Below are 18,279 nucleotides of genomic sequence, written 5' to 3' on the forward strand. Positions count from 1 at the left end.
GGCCAATGGCGCGCGATAAATCGCGCCGCTACGGAGGTGCGCAAGGGTCCGTAGCGGCGCAATTTATTGCGCCATTGCGGGTTAAGATGCGACGCCGCACCAGCGCACTAACGTCAATGCTATGGCTTTGGTGCAGGCTACCAGATCGGCGATTGGCACATGCTCGTTGGGTTGATGCGACATCGCCGGATCGCCCGGTCCAAAGTTAACCGTTGGCGTCTGCCCTAATGTGCTCGGCAAACCAATGTCGCTGTGCGCGCCGAATCCGGCCAGTTGCGGATTGAGTGCCGCATCACTGACGCCCTGCTGGAAGGTGGTGACAAACGGGTGATCCGCTTCGATTTCGGCGCAATCGGCATCCAGAATCCATTCCACTTTGGCCGGATGTTGCGCCAGATAAGGATCGAGCGCACAGACTTTAGCAACGTGCGCCTCAATCTCTTTTTTGACGTGTCCGCCCAGCCCCATCTCATCTTTCTCGCCGGGCAGATATTGCACATCAATCACAATCTCGGCGCGGCCCGCAATCGACGCCGGATGTTCACCCACTTTCAGCTGCGTAACGATAATCTGGTTTGGTAATTCCATCAGCGGATGGTTTTTGCTCGGCTGCGTTTGCCAGCGGCGATTCAGCACATCCAGGCCATCGAGCATCTGGCGGCACAGCGTCACCGCATCCACCGGGCCGCTGCTGTCCCAGCTGTTGGGCGTCAGCTCCGCGTGGCCGCCGATGCCGTCGAGAATAATGCGACCCCACAAAATGCCGTGGCAGATTGGCGAGATGCGGTTGGCGGTCGGTTCCGTCATGATGCCCGCATCGGCTCTGAATCCGCGATCGACCATCGCCAGCGATCCCATGCCGCCGATCTCTTCATCCACCACCGTGGTAAACACCACGTCGCCCGCCAGACGAATATTGAGATCCTGCAACAGCTCGACCGCCATCAACATGCAGGCCACGCCGCCTTTCATATCCACCGCGCCGCGACCGTACACCGCTGCGTTTTTGATCTCCGGCACAAAGGGATCGGTGAGCCAATGTTCCGGCGGCCCCGGCGGCACCACGTCGATGTGGCCGGTGAGCATCAGCGATTTGCCGCCGCCCGCGCCGGTTAACGTGCCGCCGAGATTGGGACGACCTTCAAAGGTGCGGCCTTTATTGGCGCCCGGTCGGCCCTGATATTTGGCGTAGAGCGCCGGACCATCCGGATCCCACAGATCGGTTTCCATGCCCAACGATTCCAGACGCTGCTGCAGATAGCGCTGGCAGTCGCGCTCGCCCGGCCCAGCTTCGCGCGGATCAACTTTTACGATCGAGGGAAATGCCAGCAGATCGCACAGCGTGTTGGCGATGCGTTCGCCGCTCGCCTCAACGTGCGCGCTGATTTGTTCAGTCAGATTCATTAGTTATCTCCGATAGATAAAAAGTCGTTGTGCCATCAATACGATAATCAACAGAATGCCCACCACGCCGAGTTGCCAGACGCTGTTCAATCCCAGCTGCAACATGCAGGTTTTGAGGGTGACCAGCATCAGCGCGGCGGCTAACACGCCGATTACGCTGCCGCGTCCACCAAAGATCGCCACGCCGCCGAGCAGAGCCGCGGTAAGGGATTCGAGCTCCAGATTGACGCCGATTTCCGGGCGCGCGCTGCCCAGCCAACTGAGCGAAACGAATCCCGCGCAGCCCGCCAGCAAGCCGCTCAGGCAGTACGCGAGAAAGCGCAGGCGATCGACCGGAATGCCGACCAGCCGCGTGGCGTGTTCGTTGAAACCACAGGCGTAGATCCATTTGCCCCATGCACTTTTGCTGAGAATCAGCCAGGCGATGAGGAATGCCGGAATCACGTAGGTGAGAAACGGCAAAGGAATAAAGAACTGCGCGCCGCGTCCCCATTGCGTCAGTTGCGCAGGCACGCCGGCGACGGCGGCGCCGCCGGTTAGCGCCAGCGCCAGACCGGAAAACAAGTAGAAGCTGCCGAGCGTGACAATCAACGGCCAGAGACGCAGCCGCGCGATCAGCCAGCCGTTAATCGCGCCTGCCAGCGTGCCGGTGATCAGGCAGATCGGCGGCAGCCAAAGCGGATTGATGCCCTGATTGAGCGCCAGCATGCCGATCACCGCCGAAAGCGAAACGTTGCCGCCCAGCGAGAGATCGATACCGCCGCCGCCACTCATCACCACCAACGATTGGCCGAGCGCCACCAGCGACAGCAAGGTCGCGAACTGCAAAATCGAGGTGATTGACCAGGCAGCCAGCATCTGCGGCAGCACCAGCACAATGCCGATGGCCAGCAGCAGCCACAGCGCGCTGAGCAGCGTCAGGTCGGGAGATTTGCGCAACAACCTCATGCGATCCTCCTGAAGGCAAAAACGCGACCGCTTGCCGCTTCACTGCTCAGAACGATGAGCAGCACCGCGCCGGTGACCACGGTTTGCCACAGCGACGGAATGCCCACCAGCAATAAGCCGTTTTGCAGAATGCGCAGCAGCAACACGCCGAGCAGCGTGCCCAACAAACTGCAGGCACCGCCGGTAATGCGCGTCCCGCCCAGCACCACCGCCGCGATGGCTTCCAGCGCCAGACTGCCGCCGACCGTCATTTCGACGTTGCGATAGGTAGCGATGTAACAGGTAGCGGCGATGCCGCACAGCAGGCCGCTGATCATAAAGGTCGCGATGCGCACCTGAGTAACCGGAATGCCCGCCAGCCGCGCTTTCTCCTCTGAGTTGCCCGCCGCCAGCAGCCACAAACCGTACGGCGTGTGACGTAACACCAGCCAGACGCTCGCCCACACCAGCACGATGACCCACGCCATCACCGGTAAACCCAGCAGCGGATGCATCAGGCCGCTGGTTAAGCTGCCGGGCAACCCGGATAACCACTGTCCGCCCAGCAGCGCAAACAGGCCGGTGCGCCATACGCCGAACAGACCAAGCGTGCCAACAATTGCCGGAATGCGGCCTACCACCACCACCAGCGCGGTCATCAAACCCAGCAGCAAACCGAGCAGCGGACCGGCCATTGCTGCCAGCCACGGCGATTGCAGCAGCAACAGCTGGCCGACGCCCCATGCGGCAACGCCCATCACCACGCCCACCGAGACATCCACGCCGCCCATGGCGATCACCAGCGTCATTCCCAGCGCAATCAACAACAGTTCACTGCTGTTGCGCAGAATAGTGAGCAGGTTATCGACGGTGGCGAACCAGGGTGAAAACCAGGAAAAACCGGCGATGGCTAACAGGGCAATCGCCAGCAAGGCGATCTCCCGTGAAGTCATGTGCATGCGAAGCCCCGTTAGAATTTGAACTGATCGACATTCTCTTTGGTGAATACCGCTGGCGAACCGAGCAGCAGCACGCCGGTTTTGCTGTCAAACTTGACCGCTTCGGCGAAGCCCGGCACGCGGTTTTCCGCGCTGAAGGCTTTGCCATCAATCAGCTGTTTGCCTGCCCAAACGGTGAGATACCCGAGCTTCTCCGGATCCCACAACACGGTGTAACCAAAGGCGCCGCTTTTCAGGTAGGCGCGCGCGGTGTTAGGGCTGCAGAAACCGCTGCCGATCACTTTGCCATTTTTGCCTGCGGTCTCAATCGCCTGTGCCACGCCAGGGCAAGTGGTGGAGGCCATAGCGATCAGGCCTTTGATATCCGGATTCGCCGACATCAAATCGGTGGCGATCTGCGCCGCGCGGCTGGCGGAACCGCCGGCATATTGCGGTTTCAGCAAGGTGATATGGGGATATTTGCTCTTCACCCGCTGCTGCATATAGCCAATCCAGCTGTTGAGGTTGGAGGCGGTGGCTTCGCCGGAGACGATGCCGATTTTGCCGTGATCGCCGACGCGCTTGACCATCTCATCAATGATGGTGTCACCCAAACCCTGATCGGTGGCCTGCGCCACATAAACCGGGCGTCCGCTGTCGGGCGCGTCGCTGTCGCTGGTAAACAGATGCACATTGTTGGCTTTCGCCTGCGCCAACACCGGCGCGATGCTTGAGGCATCGAGCACGCTGATGCCAATCGCATTCACTTTCTGCGCGATCAGGTTCTGCACAATCTGCAATTGATCCATGGGATTGGTATCCACCGGACCGCTATAAACGAACTCGACGCCCAGGTCGCTGGCCGCGCGTTTACCGCCCGCTTCCATCGCCTGAAAATAGGGAATACCGATGATCTGCGGCACAAAGGCCACTTTCTCGGCGGCGAGGGCATAACCTGAAAACAGTAATGAGAGAGAACAGACTGCAGTGGTAATTCGACGCATCTTTATTTCCCCTGGGTTAATGGCACAACAATTACTGATTCTCAAAGGCGCGCGCATCGGGATGCGCACCGGTAATTAATGAAACGATTTCATCGGGCGAGGTTTCGGCGTGACGGCGCTCAGCAATTTTTCGCCCACGGCGGAACACAACCATGCGATCGGCCACCGCGAACACGTCGCTGATGTTGTGGCTGATCAGCACCACCGCGCAGCCGCGTGCGGCGAGTTTGCGGGTGAGCTGTAACACCTTCTGCGTTTCAGCCACCGCCAGCGCGGCGGTCGGTTCATCCATGATCACCAGCTGCGCGTTGAGGTTGAGCGCACGACAGATCGCCACCGCCTGGCGCTGTCCGCCCGAGAGGCTGCCAACCGAGGCTTCGGCATCGGAGATATGCGCGTCGAGATCCTTTAACAGCTGATCAACCTGCTCGCGCATTTCCCGACGACGCAAAAACGGAATGCCCAGCACGCGCCGCTTGAGCTCACGGCCAAGGAAGACGTTTTCCGCGATGCTGAGGTTCTCCGCCAGCGCCAGCTCCTGATAAATGGTGGCGATGCCGTGTTCAGATGCCTGGCGCGGCGAGGTGAATTTCACCGCTTTGCCATCGATCCACAATTCGCCGTCGCTGGCGCTGTAGGCGCCCGACAACACTTTGGTAAAGGTGGATTTGCCCGCGCCGTTATCCCCCAACAGCGCCAGTACTTCACCGCGATGGATGCTGAGATTGACCTGATTGAGGGCGGTTAAGGCGCCAAAACGTTTGCAAATGTTGCGCGCTTCAATAAAACAGCTGCTCATCTCGCCTCCCCGCTGCTGAGATAGGCGGCGCTGTGGAAATCGATTTCCCACTGCAGCACCTGCGCGTAGAGATTGGATAAGCGCTGCTTCTCCTCTTGCGTCAATGCCAACGCGGCGCGATCCAGCTCAGCTTTCAGCCACCGCGCCTGCTGGTGAAACTCCTCTTCGGCATGCATATCGACCCAATGGCGAATGTCGTCATCCAGCAGCGGCTGGGCACTAACGCGCGCGCACCAGTGGTAATACATCCACTCGGCACCAAACATCAGCGTGAGGATCTCGGCGAAACTGCCCTGCTTTGCCACGTTAAACATGCCATCGCGGAAGGCGGTGACGCCGGGCAGATCGTCGGGATAATCCAGTGGGTTAATATTGCGGCGCGCCAGCACCGCTTCAAACCAGGCGATTTGCGTGTCCACCAGCGCATTCAGCACGCCGATTAACCAGCGCTGCTGACGGATATCCGGCGCTTTGCTTACCGCCAGCGCGAAGATGTTGATGGCGGTGGCGACAAAGTTGCCTTCGAATACCAGATAGCGATTGAATACCGCTTCGGGCAGCTGATTGCGCTCGATATCCAGCACAAACGGATGCTGCTGCATCGCCTGCCACAGCGTGTGGTGCTGCTGTAAAAGCTGGTCAGTGAAGCTGTTCATTACGCCTCCTCCAGCGCCGCTTGCGCCACGGACATAAAGTGCTTCACGCGTTCCAGCTCGACCTCATTCCACCATACGCCATCAAATTTCAGGGTGCTGGCGACGATCACGCCTTGAGTACGACCAAGAATCTGGCAGACGTTGGCAGGCGTGACGCCGGAACCGACCAGCAGCGGCAGCTCGGTGGCGGCGCGGATTTCGTCGATCTCATCCAGCGTGGCGCTGTCGCCGGTGCGTTGCCCGGTGGCGATCACCGCATCGGCTTCAAAGAAATCGACGTCGCGCGTCAGCTCCTGAATCGAGCGATCAGCCACAATCGCGTGGCTGCCGTGTTTGACGTGGCTGTCGGCAAACACGCGAATGTGTTCGGCGCGCAGCTGGCTGCGGTAGCGCAGCGCTTTCGCCGCCGCACCTTCAATAAAGCCTTCGTTGGCGATATAGGCGTTGGCCCACTGATTGACGCGCACAAAATCCGCGCCGCCGGCTAAAGCGGTGGCAAAGGCGGGAATCGCGGCGTTCGCCAATACGTTAATGCCCAACGGCACGCCAAAACGCTCGCGGATCTTTTCGGTGATCACCGCCATAAAAGCGGCAGTTTCCGGCCCAATATCGTCTGGTTTGGCAAACGGAATATCGCCGTGGTTTTCGATAATTAACCCATGCACGCCACCGGAAATATAATTCTCGGCATCACGCAGTGCGCGCTCAATAATAGCTGGGAGCGGTTTGCCGCGATATTTAGGTGCACCCGGAAAAGCATCACAATGCACTACGCCAATCACTGCTTTCTTTCTGGAAAAAATATCTTGTATTGCGCTGGTTTTTCCTGCTGATATAGAAACCATCTTCTCCACCTTATTAACGAGAACCATTATGCAAATTTATGTTGCAGGGAATATTGTTGTTGATGAAACCTGGTCGATTGGCGATCTGCCGCAAAAAGGCGCATCGATCCACGGCGTAAAAACCTCGCAGGATATTGGCGGTAAAGGCGCGAATCAGGCGATTGTTATTGCACGCTGTGGTCTCGATACACGATTAATTGCCGCAATCGGTCACGACAGTAACGGACAATGGCTACGTGAGAAAATAGCGCATGAGCCGGTTAAGCTATTTCCCACTCAATATTCCTCACCACACAGCGACTCCTCAATTATTCTTAACAGCAGCGATGGCGATAACGCCATTATTACTACCACCGCTGCGGCAGATGCATTAACCGTCGAACAGATGCTGCCTTATTTAGCCGATGCAAAGAAAGGCGATATAATGCTGCAACAGGGCAACTTCTCGGTTGAGAAAACCCGTGTTCTTTTTATCTGGGCAAAAGCCAACGGCATGAAAACGGTCTTTAATCCTTCGCCGGTTAATGCTGACTTCGCCCAACTCTGGCCGCTGGTGGATATCGCGGTGGTTAACCAGCTGGAAGCTGAGCGGCTGCAACCGGCTGGCGTCAGCACCTTAGTGATCACCCAAGGCGCACAAGGCGCGTGGTTGATCACCGAAACCGAGCGCCACTTCTGTCCGGCAGCGCCGGTAAACGCGGTGGACAGCACTGGCGCGGGCGATACCTTCCTCGCCGTGCTGCTCGCCTCCTCGCTGTTACGCGAAGTGGAGCCCGATGCGCTTGCCCTGCAGCATGCCAGCCAGGCCGCCGCTATTACCGTGAGTCGTACCGGCACCGTTAACGCTTTCCCCACACAACAGGAACTCGCTGCGCTGCTGGCTACGCGCAGCGAGTGATCGGTTACTTAAACAGCGAACGGTAACTGTCGACGTTCGCTTTGGTGACCACGGTGGCCGGCACCAGAATAGTTTTGTTCACCGTTTTGCCTTCGGAGAGCGCGTTGAGTGCTTTCAGCGCCTCTTCACCCATCTTTTTCGGATCCTGCTGCAACACGGCGGTGACGTAGCCGCCATCGATCCCGCTGATGGCTTTGGCCGTCAGATCCCAGCCAAATACTTTGATATCTTTCTGACGGCCCTGGTTTTCCACCGCCGCAATCGCACCCAGCAATGCCGGTTCGCCGGTGGCGTAAATTGCGGTTAAATCAGGATTGCCAGTGATCAGATTTTCTGCGGCCGTCATGGCGTTGTCCTGAATATTCTGGCCATCTACCACATCGGCAACGGTGATTTTGCTGTTGGTTTTGATGGTCTCTTCGAAGCCTTTCTGACGCTGGTTCTGAATCGCCGAGTTCAATGCACCAACAATGCCGAGACGCGCTTTGCCGCCCATCTCTTTCGCTACGTAATCGACGAAATATTTACCGAGGATTTTGCCGCCTTCGAGATTATCTACGCCAACCTGCGCTGCTTGTGGACCGGCCGGTAATACAGCATCAATGGCGATGACCGGAATGTTAGCCGCTGCGGCTTCTTTAATGGCGGGCATAATGCCGTTGACGTCAATGGCATCAACCAAAATACCTTTCACACCTTGCTGAATATAGTTTTCAATTGCATCGTTCTGCGCCACTGGATTATCGGTGGCGTTAAAGATAACCAGATCTTTTCCGCTGGCTTTTGCGGCTTCCTGTGCGCCCTGATTCATCAGATTAAAGAACAGCGCCTGCTGATTAATTTGCACCAACGCATACGTCGGCGCAGCCTGCGCCAGCGAGAAAAATGAACCCGCAGTAATTAAGGTGGAAGCCAAAACCAATGAACGCAGTTTTCCGGTGAAAGATAACATCATGGTGTTCCTCGTCGGGAATAAATAATAATCAGCGTTTCCCAGCGTTAAGCACTGAGATTATTTTTGGCGGGCAAATATCGATGACGTGATATACACACTGCATAAGTGCAGTGTTTTTATAGCGACCTGCTTAAGTTTGTTTCGGTAACCCATCCGCTAGGAATACCCGGTGAAATAACTTAAGTCGGCTTGGGAAGTGATTCCCGGTAATGCGGTAAACTGTGCATACAATTCGCTGAGTAAATATTTTTGTCAAGTGTTTATTTGGTTGGCGATGTGTAATGATTAACGCGTAAGGTCGCCATTCATGGCGACCTTGTAACCACCACACGATGATCCCGATGTAATAATGGCGAGGAACATGAATTCAAAACGCGTGTTGTTATCCGACGTGGCACAATTAGCCGGGCTCTCTAAAGCCACGGTCTCTCGCTATATGAATCACAGTATCGTGTTGCCGCAGGAGACAATTGACCGCATCGAAGCGGCGATTCGCCAGCTCGATTATCGCGGCAACAGCCTGGCGCGACGCCTGAGCAAAGGCGGCAGCGAAACCCTGGGTTTGGTGCTGCCCGATATCACCAACTCCTTCTTTGCCGAACTGGCTGATGCCGCAGAAGAGGCGGCGTCGGCGCGCGGTTACAGTTTGGTGCTGTGCATCACCCGCAACAATCCCGACAAAGAAGCGCAGTTCATTCGCTGGCTGGATACGCGTCAGGTTGATGGCCTGCTGTTCACCACCAACCGACCGGATAACGGTTTGTTGCGTAAAGAGATTCAGCGCCATCAGCATATTGTGTTGCTTGATGAAGATATTCCCGGCAGCAGCGTGCCGAAAGTGTTTGCCGACAACGTGCAGGGGGGACGCATCGCCACCGAACAGCTGATCGCCGCCGGACATCGCCACATCGCCTTTATCGGTGGCCCGGAACAGTTGATGAGCGTGCGCGAACGTTATCTCGGCTTCTGCACCGCCATGAAGCAGGCCGGTTTATCGGTACCTGCAGAATGGGTGATGTACGGCAACTACGAGCGCGAGTTCGGTCAGCAGGCTTTGCAGCGGCTGTTCAGCCAGTCGCCGCGCCCTTCCGCAGTGTTTGCGGCCAGCGATTATCTGGTGCTGGGATTGCTGGACGGTTTACGCGCCAGCGGCTTGCAGGCACCGGATGCCCTTTCGCTGGTCGGCTTTGATGATGCCAACTACACCGACCTGACGCAGCCGCGCATCTCCACCATCCGCCAACCCGCGCGCGAACTGGGTTATACCGCCGTGGACATCATGCTGCGCCTGCTGAATAACGACGTGAATATCCCGCTGGAAACACGCTTACCCGTTGAATGGGTGGGACGCGATTCGATTCAAATCCGCCTACCCTGATCCACCGTGGCGCAAAATTGCACAGCTTTGGCGCAAAAGTTGATCAATCACGTGAAGTTCAGTACTTCGAGGTAAACCGGTTTACTGAACAATAAAATTTTAACCTGCTGAATCTTCTCGCGTTTGATGCAGGCCAAACTGACTAAATTCTAACCTGGCACAGAAGCTGCAATGTTCCCAGCGGCAAACAAATATCGTTGTAACCCATTGCTCTGGAAGTGCGGCCAGTGTTTTAACTGACAGGTAAACCGGTTTACTAGAGGGTAAATCGTGTCAGTTAAAGCATTGCTGCGCTAACAGGCCAAGTTCCCGGCAACCGATTGGGAGTGTTCAGATGCAGCAGCCTCATGCTACCCCAGCGCGGGTAGAGATGATTAACATCACCAAAACTTACGGTTCGATACGATCCCTACGCGGCGTCAATCTTCAACTGGCACCGGGCGAAGTGCTGGGCTTAGTCGGCGACAACGGCGCGGGTAAATCGACGCTGACCAAGGTGCTCTCCGGCGCGGTGGTGCCCACCAGCGGCACCATTCGCATTGACGGTGAACAGCAACACTTCACCAATCCGGCCGATTCGCGCCGCTGCCATATTGAAATGGTCTATCAGGATCTGTCGCTATGCGACACGGTGGATGTCGCCGGCAATCTGTTTATGGGACGCGAGCCGATGAAAAGCGTGCTCGGCATTCCCTTTCTCGATCAGGCAAAAATGCACGCCGAAGCGCGCGAGATGCTGAAAGGTTTGGGCATTTCGATTCCGGATACGCGCTTGCTGGTGCGCAATTTGTCAGGCGGACAACGCCAGGCTATTGCCATTGCGCGCGCCGCCGCCTTCGAACCGAAAGTGCTGATCATGGATGAACCGACCGCTGCCTTAGCGGTGGCAGAAGTGGAAGCGGTGCTGGAGTTAATTCGCCGCGTCTCGGCGCGCGGCGTCAGCGTTATCCTCATCACCCATCGCCTGCAGGATCTGTTCCTGGTGTGCGATCGCATCATGGTGATGTACGAAGGCACCAACGTGGCGGACCGGCGCGTGGCGGATACCAGCTTAAGCGATATCGTTAATTTGATCGTGGGTGAGAAATTTACCGCTCACTCAGCGGCTGCACACTGAGGTAACGGGATGAGCATCATGAATTTAAGCAGTTCGCGCATGATCCAGCATTCGCTACCGCATCGCCTGTTGCACAACCATTCGGGCGTGGTAAGCATTGCGCTGTTTTTCATCTTTTGCTGCGTGGTGTTTTCGCTGATCACCAGCAATTTTCTCTCCAGCACCAACTGGCTGAACATCATTCGCCAAAGCGCCCCGCTGCTGATCGTCGCCACCGCGATGACGCTAGTGATCACCACCGGCGGCATTGATTTATCGGTGGGTTCAACGCTGGCGCTGGTCGGCGCGCTTTCGGCTATCGCGCTGAATAACTGGGGATTGCCGTGGCCGGTGGTGTTAATTGGCGGACTGCTGCTGGGCGGATTGGTTGGCGCCATCAACGGCTTCTTTATCGCCTTTGAGGGGATTCCGGCGTTTATCGTCACCCTGGCTACCTTGGCCGTGGTACGTGGGATCGCTCTGCTGGTCACTCAGGGTTATTCGATTCCGGTGCCGGCCGACAGTCTGTTTACCTTTATGGGCCGCGCATGGGTGCTGGGCATTCCGATGCCGGCGCTGATTGGCATTGTGGTGCTGTTCGCCGGGCATATTGTGCTCAACCACATGCGCTTTGGTCGCTACGTGACGGCGATTGGTTCTAATGCCGAAGGCGCGCGTCGCAGCGGCATCAATACTAAATCGGTCACCATGAAGGTCTACATTATCAGCGGCATGGCGGCGGCGCTGGCCGGGATGATTATCACCGCGCGTCTCGGCAGCGGCTCATCCAATCAGGGCGAAGGCTTTGAGTTGCAGGTGATCGCCGCCGTGGTGCTCGGCAGCACCAGCCTGTTTGGCGGCTTCGGCACCATTATCGGTACGCTGCTGGGCGCGCTGTCGATTGCGATTATCCAGAACGGGCTGATCCTGTCGCACATCTCGCCGTTCTATACGCAAATCGCAACCGGCACCATCATTCTGCTCGCCATCTGGCTCAACACCCGCATTCTCAATCCCACTCGCGCACCGGCAAAAGGATAGCTCATGAAAGGATCGATTTTTCGCCATGCGGATCCGTTACCGCTCGGCGTGAGCAGCGGACATGTGATGACGGTTTTGGGGCCGCTGCCGCTGGCCGAGATGGGCGTTACCTTGATGCATGAACACATTCTGTTGGATGCATCCGGCAAGTGGGTGCCGCCCTGCTGTTGCAGCGATCGTCATATCGCTGAGATGCCGGTGAAAATGGAGAATCTCGGTGAACTCAACATGAACCCGCTGATGAGCCGCGATAACTGCCAGCTGTTTGACGTCGATATGGCGATTGACGAGCTGATGAAGTATCGCGCGCTGGGCGGCGAAACCATCGTCGATCCTACCAACATCGGCATTGGCCGCGATCCCAAAGGGCTGCAACGCATCGCGCGCTTAACCGGACTCAACATCGTGATGGGCACCGGCTTGTATCTGGAGCCGTCGCATCCGGAATGGGTGAAGAGCATCAGCGTTGAGCAACTCACCGAGAAGCTGATTTTTGACCTTGGCGGCGCAGCGGAGAAACCCGAGGTGATCGCCGGATTGATCGGCGAGATCGGCATCTCCAGCCGCTTTACCGCCGATGAAGAGAAATCGCTGCGTGCCGCCGGACGCGCCAGTGCGGCAACCGGCGTGCCGATTCAGGTGCATCTGCCGGGTTGGGAACGTTTGGGTCACAAAGTGCTGGATATTCTGCAGCAGGAAGGCGCCGATCTGCGTCACACCGTGCTGTGCCATATGAATCCCAGCTTTGCCGATAAGACCTATCAGCGTGAACTGGCCGACCGTGGCGTATTCCTGGAATACGACATGATCGGCATGAGCTATTACTACGCTGATGAATCCGCGCAATCGCCTTCTGATGAAGAGAACGCGCGCGCCATCTGCGAGCTGATTGATGACGGCTACATTCAGCAGATTTTGCTGTCGCAGGATGTGTTCCTGAAAACCATGCTGACGCGCTTTGGCGGCCACGGTTATGGCTACATCCTCAAACATTTTGTCCCGCGACTGAAACGTCACGGCGTTAGCGGCGAACAACTCGAAACCTTAATGATTGCTAATCCGCAGCGCGTATTTGGCGGGTAAAAGGGAAAATATCATGCAGAAACAAGTCTTGCTGGTGGGCGAATCCTGGACCAGCACCTCGAACCACATCAAAGGCTTTGACCAGTTCTCCACCGCCACCTGGCACAGCGGTGCCAGCGATTTTATCGCGGCGCTGAAGGATAGCGATTACGCCATTACCCATATGCCCGCGCATGCTGCCGCCACCGATTTCCCGCTGACGCTCGAAGGGCTGCAAAAGTGGGATGTGATAATTCTTTCGGATATTGGTGCCAATACGCTGCTGCTGCATCCCGATACCTGGCTGAAAAGCCGTCGTACCGCCAATCGCCTGGCATTGATCCACGATTACGTCGCCGCTGGCGGCAGCCTGATGATGATCGGCGGCTACTTCAGTTTTCAGGGCATCAACGGCGGCGCGCGATTCCGCAATACGCTGGTGGAAAAGGTGTTGCCGGTGCGCTGCCTCGCCTGGGATGACCGCATTGAAACGCCGGAAGGTTCTACGCTGGAGATGACGCAATCACATGCGCTGTTCGATAACATCTCCGGCGAATGGCCGTGGATGCTGGGCTACAACGAGGTGGAGATGCAGCCCGAAGGCACGCTGCTGGCGACCGTCGCCGGAACAGCGCATCCTTTATTAGCGGTGCGGGAATATCAGCAAGGCCGTTCGTTGGTGTGGACCAGCGATATGTCGGCGCACTGGCTGCCGGAAGAGTTTACCCAATGGCCCGGCTATCGCCAGCTGTGGATTAACTGCTTCGACTGGCTGACGGAGCGCGCCTGATGCAGCCCGCTTCACTGGCACTTGCTCAGCAACTGCTCGGCTTCGACACCATTAATCCACCGGGCAACGAAGCTGCCTGCATGGCGTTTTTTGCCGCGTGGCTCAGCGATCAGGGTTTTGAGGTGCAGCTATCGTCGTTTGGCGAAGGTCGCAGCAATCTGGTGGCGCAGATGCGCGGCTCCGCTGCGGGCAAACCGCTGGCGTTTACCGGACATCTCGACACCGTGCCGCTCGGCAATCAGCCGTGGCAGCACGATCCTTTTGGTTCGGAAATTGCGGACGATCGGCTTTATGGGCGCGGTTCGAGTGACATGAAAGCGGCCATCGCCGCTTTTGCCCACGCCTGCATCAAGCAGCAACCGGCGATTCGCGCCGGGCGCGGCGTGGTGTTGCTGATTACCGGCGGTGAAGAGACCGGCTGCGATGGCGCGCAGGCGCTGATTGCGGCCGGAACGTTGCCAGAGATTGGCGCATTGATCGTTGGTGAACCCACCGCCAACTATCCGGTAATTGGTCACAAAGGCGCGCTGTGGCTGCGCTGCGAGACGCGTGGCAAAACCGCGCACGGTGCGATGCCGGAATTAGGCATTAACGCCATCTATCTTGCCGCCGATGCGTTAGGCAAAATCCGCCACTTCTCGCCGGGCGCGCCGCATCCTTTAATGAAGCAACCGACGCTGAACGTTGGCCGCATTCAGGGCGGCCTGAATATTAACTCGGTGCCGGATCGCACGGCGTTTGATGTTGATATCCGCAGCGCGCCAAACCTGCAACACGCCGCTATTCGCCAGCGGTTAGGCGAATTAATGGGCGAAGCAGTGCACATCACCACTTTGGTCGATCTGCCTGCGGTGTTGAGTTCCGAAGAGAATCTGTGGATTCAGTCGATCTACCGTCATTGTCAGGCGTTTTTCGAGCAGCCGTTGCAAGCGCGCGTGGTGCCCTACTTTACCGATGCATCGTTGCTGTTGCCCGCGCTGGGTGATCCGCCGTGCATTATTTTAGGTCCGGGCGAACCGAAGATGGCGCATCAAACCGATGAGTATTGTCTGGTGAGTAAGCTGGGGGAAGCCGAGCAGTTGTATGGGCAGATTATTGCGGAGTGGATGAAGGGTTAATATCGGTCGCCATGAATGGCGACCGCCGAGAATTGCTGGGTACACAGTCCTGCGCACCCAGCATCTTTATCAGAAACGATAGCTCGCCGAGACGGAGAAATTACGTGGATCGCCGTACACGATGCCGCCGTTGCTGACGTTGGTGTCGTACTCTTTGTCGAACAGGTTGTTAATGTTCGCCTGCAGTGAGACGTTTTTGGTGACGTCGTAGCGTGCGAACAAATCGACCACTGAGTAGCTGCCCTGACGTGCGCGCCAGGTGCCTTCGCCATCTGGACCGCCAATGTCGCCGTAGGTTTTCGACTGCCAGGTCACGCCACCACCCAAGGTCAACTGGTCCAGCATCGGCAAGCGATAGCTGGTGAAGAGGTTGAATGAGGTGCGTGGCAGCTGAGAATTGTAGTTCTCGCCTTCGCGATCTTCCGCCACATAACTGGTACCGCCGAAGGTCATCTGCCAGTTATCGGTTACAGCACCGTTGACTTCAAACTCCACGCCACGGCTCACTACGCCACTTTTACCCACATAAATGGCATTGCCCGTTTCCGGGTTGGTTTGTCCGGTCGCTTCGCCAACATTATCCAGTTCAGTGCGGAATACGGAGATCGAGGTAGTCAGGCGGCTGTTAAACCAGTCTGATTTCACGCCCGCTTCGTAGTTTTTGCCAATCACCGGCGCCAGGAATCCGCCCGAGGCATCCTGATAATCCTGTGGCTGGAATACCGAGGTGTAGCTGGCATACGCCGACCAGTTGTCGTAGAAGTCCCAAATCACACCACCGTACGGCGTGATGTTGTTCTTCTCCATCTCTTCGCTCAGCGTCTGACGATTCCAGTTGGTATAACGCGCGCCCAGAATCACATGCAGCGGATCGGCCAGCGAGATGCGTGTTGCCAGATAAGCAGATTTCTGACGCACCAGCTGTGTATCTGAAGCCGGTTCGCGCGGATCCCAGTTAGATTCCGGGAAATCGCCGTTGTAGTTATTGAAGTTACCCAGCTCTGCTGATGAGATGTTCTCCCACGAGCTGAAGTACTTGTTGTCCTGACGACTGTAGTTAACGCCAATCATCAGCTCATGCTGACGTCCCAACAATTCGTATGGGCCGCTGGCGAAGGCATCCACCGCATCCACTTTACGTTTACCGGTGTTATAGCCGGTGCCGCCGATAACCGGATAGCCGGCGTAAGAGGAAGAGCCCGCGCCGGTGGTTTTATCAAAGAAGCCATCGATATACAGCTGTTTGCTGTCGAGGAACATTTCGTTATGCGTGCCGTTAAGCGTGATGTTCCAGCCGTTATCGAAGTTTTGCTGCAGGTTAACAAAGACCTTTTTGTTTTCTTTGTTGTTGTAAGCCCAGTCTGGCGCGGTGTTGTAACCACGACGCGCTTTGATCTGAGAACCGTCGGTATACCAGCGCGGGGAACCGCTCCACATTGGCGAATCGGTGTTTACCTGGGTAAATTCGTAACCAACCGACAATTTGGTGGAGTCGGTCAGATCAGCGTCAACCACGCCATAAACGAACTTTTTGTCTGCGCCGTAGCGTTCGATAAAGCTGTTTTTGTCTTCATAGCCCGCAACTAGCCGACCACGCACGTTCCCTTCAGGCGACAGTGGTGCAGAGAGATCGGCAACGTAACGCTGCTTGTTCCAGCTGCCGTAGCTGGCGGAAACATCACCGGTGAACTCTTTGCTATCGGCGTGCTTGCGTACCATGTTGATGGAGGCGGAGGGATTGCCCGGGCCAGTCAGCAAGCCGGTGGCACCGCGCACCACTTCGACGCGCTCATACAGCGCCATGTCGCTCTGCGCATCGCCAAGGTTCCAGCGTGAGGCGAAGGCAGTTGGAATACCGTCGACCATATAGTTGTCGATCAGGAAACCGCGCGAATAGTAGTTGGTGCGATCCATATCGGAAGAGACACCGTGGATACCGGTGGTGTTCTTCAGCACATCGTTCAGCGATTGCAGCTGTTGGTCTTGCATACGCTGCTTGCTGACGATTGAAACCGATTGCGGAATATCGCGCGCGGTGAGCGCCATTTTGGTACCGGCACGCGTCACCGGTACGCTGTAATCCTGTGCCGCCTGCTGTTGCTGATCGGCGTTGGCGCTGGCATCCACGTTCAGCGTCTGTTCGGTGTTGGTGGTCTCTGCTGCCTGCGCGATACCCGACGCAACCATCACAGCCAGTAAAGAGAGACGTAACGCACGCTGAGGCGCACTGCCGGGTTTCCTGACGCGCAAATCACTGAAAGACATACGATTCCTCAATCAACTTATCGTTATTTTTTTCGGCACCGCTGCTGACGTCGGAAAGAGGAACGACAGTAAGGAAGCCGTTAAGAAAGCAAATGAGAAATATACGCATTAAGATTTCCAATGCAAGAAATTGTTACCAGTTTACTGACACTTTTATACTTGGTGAAAAGCCTTATTCTTCAACGAGTAATAGTTGACTTACGTTATTTTCAGGAAGGTTCATGGCGGGGCTTTCGGCAACTATGTGAAATTGAACAGATTCTTATGTGTACGGTAACCATTTATGGCGACCTTCACACGCACCGCATACACACGCATATTAAATCACCCACTATTATTCTCCTTACTCTCCCGCGTCACGTGAATAAGCCAAATAGCTCGACAAAGCGTCACGGAATATAAAGGAATCTCTGATCACCCGGATATTTTACAGACAATTCTGCCCACGTTTGATTATTTTAATTTGGCAAAAAATCTCGTAGAATGCTTCCCTTTACACCAGTCAAATAAGTAATAAGGATTAATACATGAGCGATGCACTTAAAGCATTGAACAATCTTCGTACGCTGCGTGTCGAGGCGCGTAATATTGACGTCGCAGCATTAGAAGAGATGCTGGAAAAATTCGCCGTGGTCGTCGCAGAGCGCCGTGAAGAAGCGGAAGCAGAAACTGCAGCTCAGCGCGAAAAAGAAGAAAAGCTGGCGCTGTATAAAGAGATGTTGTTGAAAGATGGCATTGATATTAGTGACCTGGCGCAATTAGCTACCCAGGAAAGCAAGCCTAAGTCGAAACGTGCTCCGCGCCCCGCGAAGTATAAGTTCATCGACGAACAGGGTAACGAGAAATTGTGGACCGGCCAGGGCCGTACGCCGTCACCGATTAAAGCCGCACTGGAAGCGGGCGGTTCAATGGATGATTTCCTGATTTAATCGGTGACTTGCTGTACAGCGCATGAACAGTAAAAACGCAGCGTAAATGCTGCGTTTTTTCGTTATTACTTCTGCGCGTTAATCTGTTTGATATACGCTTTTAAAACGTCGTAAACATAATCCTGGCAAGCGATACCGGATTGCGCATCATACTTGCCGTTAAGTCACATAATC

Annotated in this window: 17 protein-coding genes; 8 read left to right on the plus strand and 9 right to left on the minus strand. The window is 56.2% G+C overall.

The window, feature by feature from the left end; genetic code table 11:
• Window positions 1–81: 81 nt before the first annotated feature.
• Genes IB226_RS10015 through IB226_RS10045 form a run of 7 tightly spaced genes read right to left on the minus strand, consistent with a single transcriptional unit; the run spans window position 82 to window position 6,573 of the window.
• On the minus strand, window positions 82–1,404 hold the full coding sequence (locus tag IB226_RS10015) for a M20 family metallopeptidase (RefSeq protein ID WP_192235059.1): 1,323 nt from the start codon (window positions 1,402–1,404) through the stop codon (window positions 82–84).
• Between the two features lie 3 nt (window positions 1,405–1,407).
• A complete protein-coding gene (locus IB226_RS10020; protein ID WP_192235061.1) occupies window positions 1,408–2,352 on the minus strand; it encodes an ABC transporter permease in 945 nt (314 codons plus the stop codon).
• Window positions 2,349–3,290 (minus strand): ABC transporter permease, encoded by a 942-nt coding sequence (locus tag IB226_RS10025; protein WP_192235063.1) that lies wholly within the window; start codon window positions 3,288–3,290, stop codon window positions 2,349–2,351. Before IB226_RS10025 ends, IB226_RS10020 begins: the two co-directional genes overlap by 4 nt.
• Window positions 3,291–3,301: 11 nt before the next feature.
• Window positions 3,302–4,273 (minus strand): autoinducer 2 ABC transporter substrate-binding protein, encoded by a 972-nt coding sequence (locus IB226_RS10030; protein WP_192235065.1) that lies wholly within the window; start codon window positions 4,271–4,273, stop codon window positions 3,302–3,304.
• 31 nt (window positions 4,274–4,304) lie between these two features.
• Window positions 4,305–5,072, minus strand: coding sequence for an ATP-binding cassette domain-containing protein (locus IB226_RS10035; RefSeq protein WP_101761367.1), 768 nt, complete (start codon window positions 5,070–5,072; stop codon window positions 4,305–4,307).
• Window positions 5,069–5,728, minus strand: a complete 660-nt coding sequence (locus tag IB226_RS10040; protein ID WP_192235067.1) for a TenA family protein — start codon at window positions 5,726–5,728, stop codon at window positions 5,069–5,071. Before IB226_RS10040 ends, IB226_RS10035 begins: the two co-directional genes overlap by 4 nt.
• A complete protein-coding gene (locus IB226_RS10045; protein ID WP_192235069.1) occupies window positions 5,728–6,573 on the minus strand; it encodes a BtpA/SgcQ family protein in 846 nt (281 codons plus the stop codon). The genes IB226_RS10040 and IB226_RS10045 overlap by 1 nt, the downstream gene beginning before the upstream one ends.
• Window positions 6,574–6,601: 28 nt before the next feature.
• Here IB226_RS10045 and IB226_RS10050 point away from each other — a divergent pair, with 28 nt between their 5' ends.
• Window positions 6,602–7,471, plus strand: coding sequence for a PfkB family carbohydrate kinase (locus IB226_RS10050; RefSeq protein ID WP_192235071.1), 870 nt, complete (start codon window positions 6,602–6,604; stop codon window positions 7,469–7,471).
• A 4-nt stretch (window positions 7,472–7,475) separates the two neighbouring features.
• Here the strand turns inward: IB226_RS10050 and IB226_RS10055 are convergent, their stop codons facing one another.
• Window positions 7,476–8,426, minus strand: a complete 951-nt coding sequence (locus IB226_RS10055) for a substrate-binding domain-containing protein (RefSeq protein WP_110867210.1) — start codon at window positions 8,424–8,426, stop codon at window positions 7,476–7,478.
• A 349-nt stretch (window positions 8,427–8,775) separates the two neighbouring features.
• Between IB226_RS10055 and IB226_RS10060 the strand changes: the two genes are divergently transcribed.
• From IB226_RS10060 to IB226_RS10085, 6 genes are all read left to right on the plus strand, one after another.
• A complete protein-coding gene (locus tag IB226_RS10060; protein WP_110867209.1) occupies window positions 8,776–9,804 on the plus strand; it encodes a LacI family DNA-binding transcriptional regulator in 1,029 nt (342 codons plus the stop codon).
• Between the two features lie 370 nt (window positions 9,805–10,174).
• Window positions 10,175–10,921, plus strand: a complete 747-nt coding sequence (locus IB226_RS10065; protein ID WP_176972170.1) for an ATP-binding cassette domain-containing protein — start codon at window positions 10,175–10,177, stop codon at window positions 10,919–10,921.
• A gap of 18 nt (window positions 10,922–10,939) precedes the next feature.
• Window positions 10,940–11,941, plus strand: coding sequence for an ABC transporter permease (locus IB226_RS10070; RefSeq protein ID WP_192235073.1), 1,002 nt, complete (start codon window positions 10,940–10,942; stop codon window positions 11,939–11,941).
• Between the two features lie 3 nt (window positions 11,942–11,944).
• Window positions 11,945–13,024 (plus strand): phosphotriesterase, encoded by a 1,080-nt coding sequence (locus IB226_RS10075; RefSeq protein WP_101761359.1) that lies wholly within the window; start codon window positions 11,945–11,947, stop codon window positions 13,022–13,024.
• Window positions 13,025–13,037: 13 nt separating this feature from the next.
• Complete coding sequence (locus IB226_RS10080; protein ID WP_192235075.1) at window positions 13,038–13,793, plus strand: glutamine amidotransferase; 756 nt, start codon at window positions 13,038–13,040, stop codon at window positions 13,791–13,793.
• The gene (locus tag IB226_RS10085; RefSeq protein WP_192235077.1) at window positions 13,793–14,911 is read left to right on the plus strand and encodes a M20 family metallopeptidase; all 1,119 of its coding nucleotides are present in this window, start codon (window positions 13,793–13,795) and stop codon (window positions 14,909–14,911) included. Before IB226_RS10080 ends, IB226_RS10085 begins: the two co-directional genes overlap by 1 nt.
• 69 nt (window positions 14,912–14,980) lie before the next feature.
• On the opposite strand, the gene fhuE is transcribed toward IB226_RS10085, so the two are convergent.
• Entirely contained in the window at window positions 14,981–17,176 is a 2,196-nt protein-coding gene (gene fhuE, locus IB226_RS10090) for a ferric-rhodotorulic acid/ferric-coprogen receptor FhuE (protein WP_192235079.1), read from the minus strand.
• 527 nt (window positions 17,177–17,703) lie between these two features.
• Here fhuE and IB226_RS10095 point away from each other — a divergent pair.
• Entirely contained in the window at window positions 17,704–18,105 is a 402-nt protein-coding gene (locus tag IB226_RS10095) for an H-NS family nucleoid-associated regulatory protein (protein WP_192235081.1), read from the plus strand.
• Window positions 18,106–18,279 lie beyond the last annotated feature (174 nt).

The sequence above is a fragment of the Pantoea sp. PNT03 genome (assembly GCF_014852515.1).
In the GTDB taxonomy this organism is placed as follows: Bacteria; Pseudomonadota; Gammaproteobacteria; order Enterobacterales; family Enterobacteriaceae; genus Pantoea; species Pantoea leporis.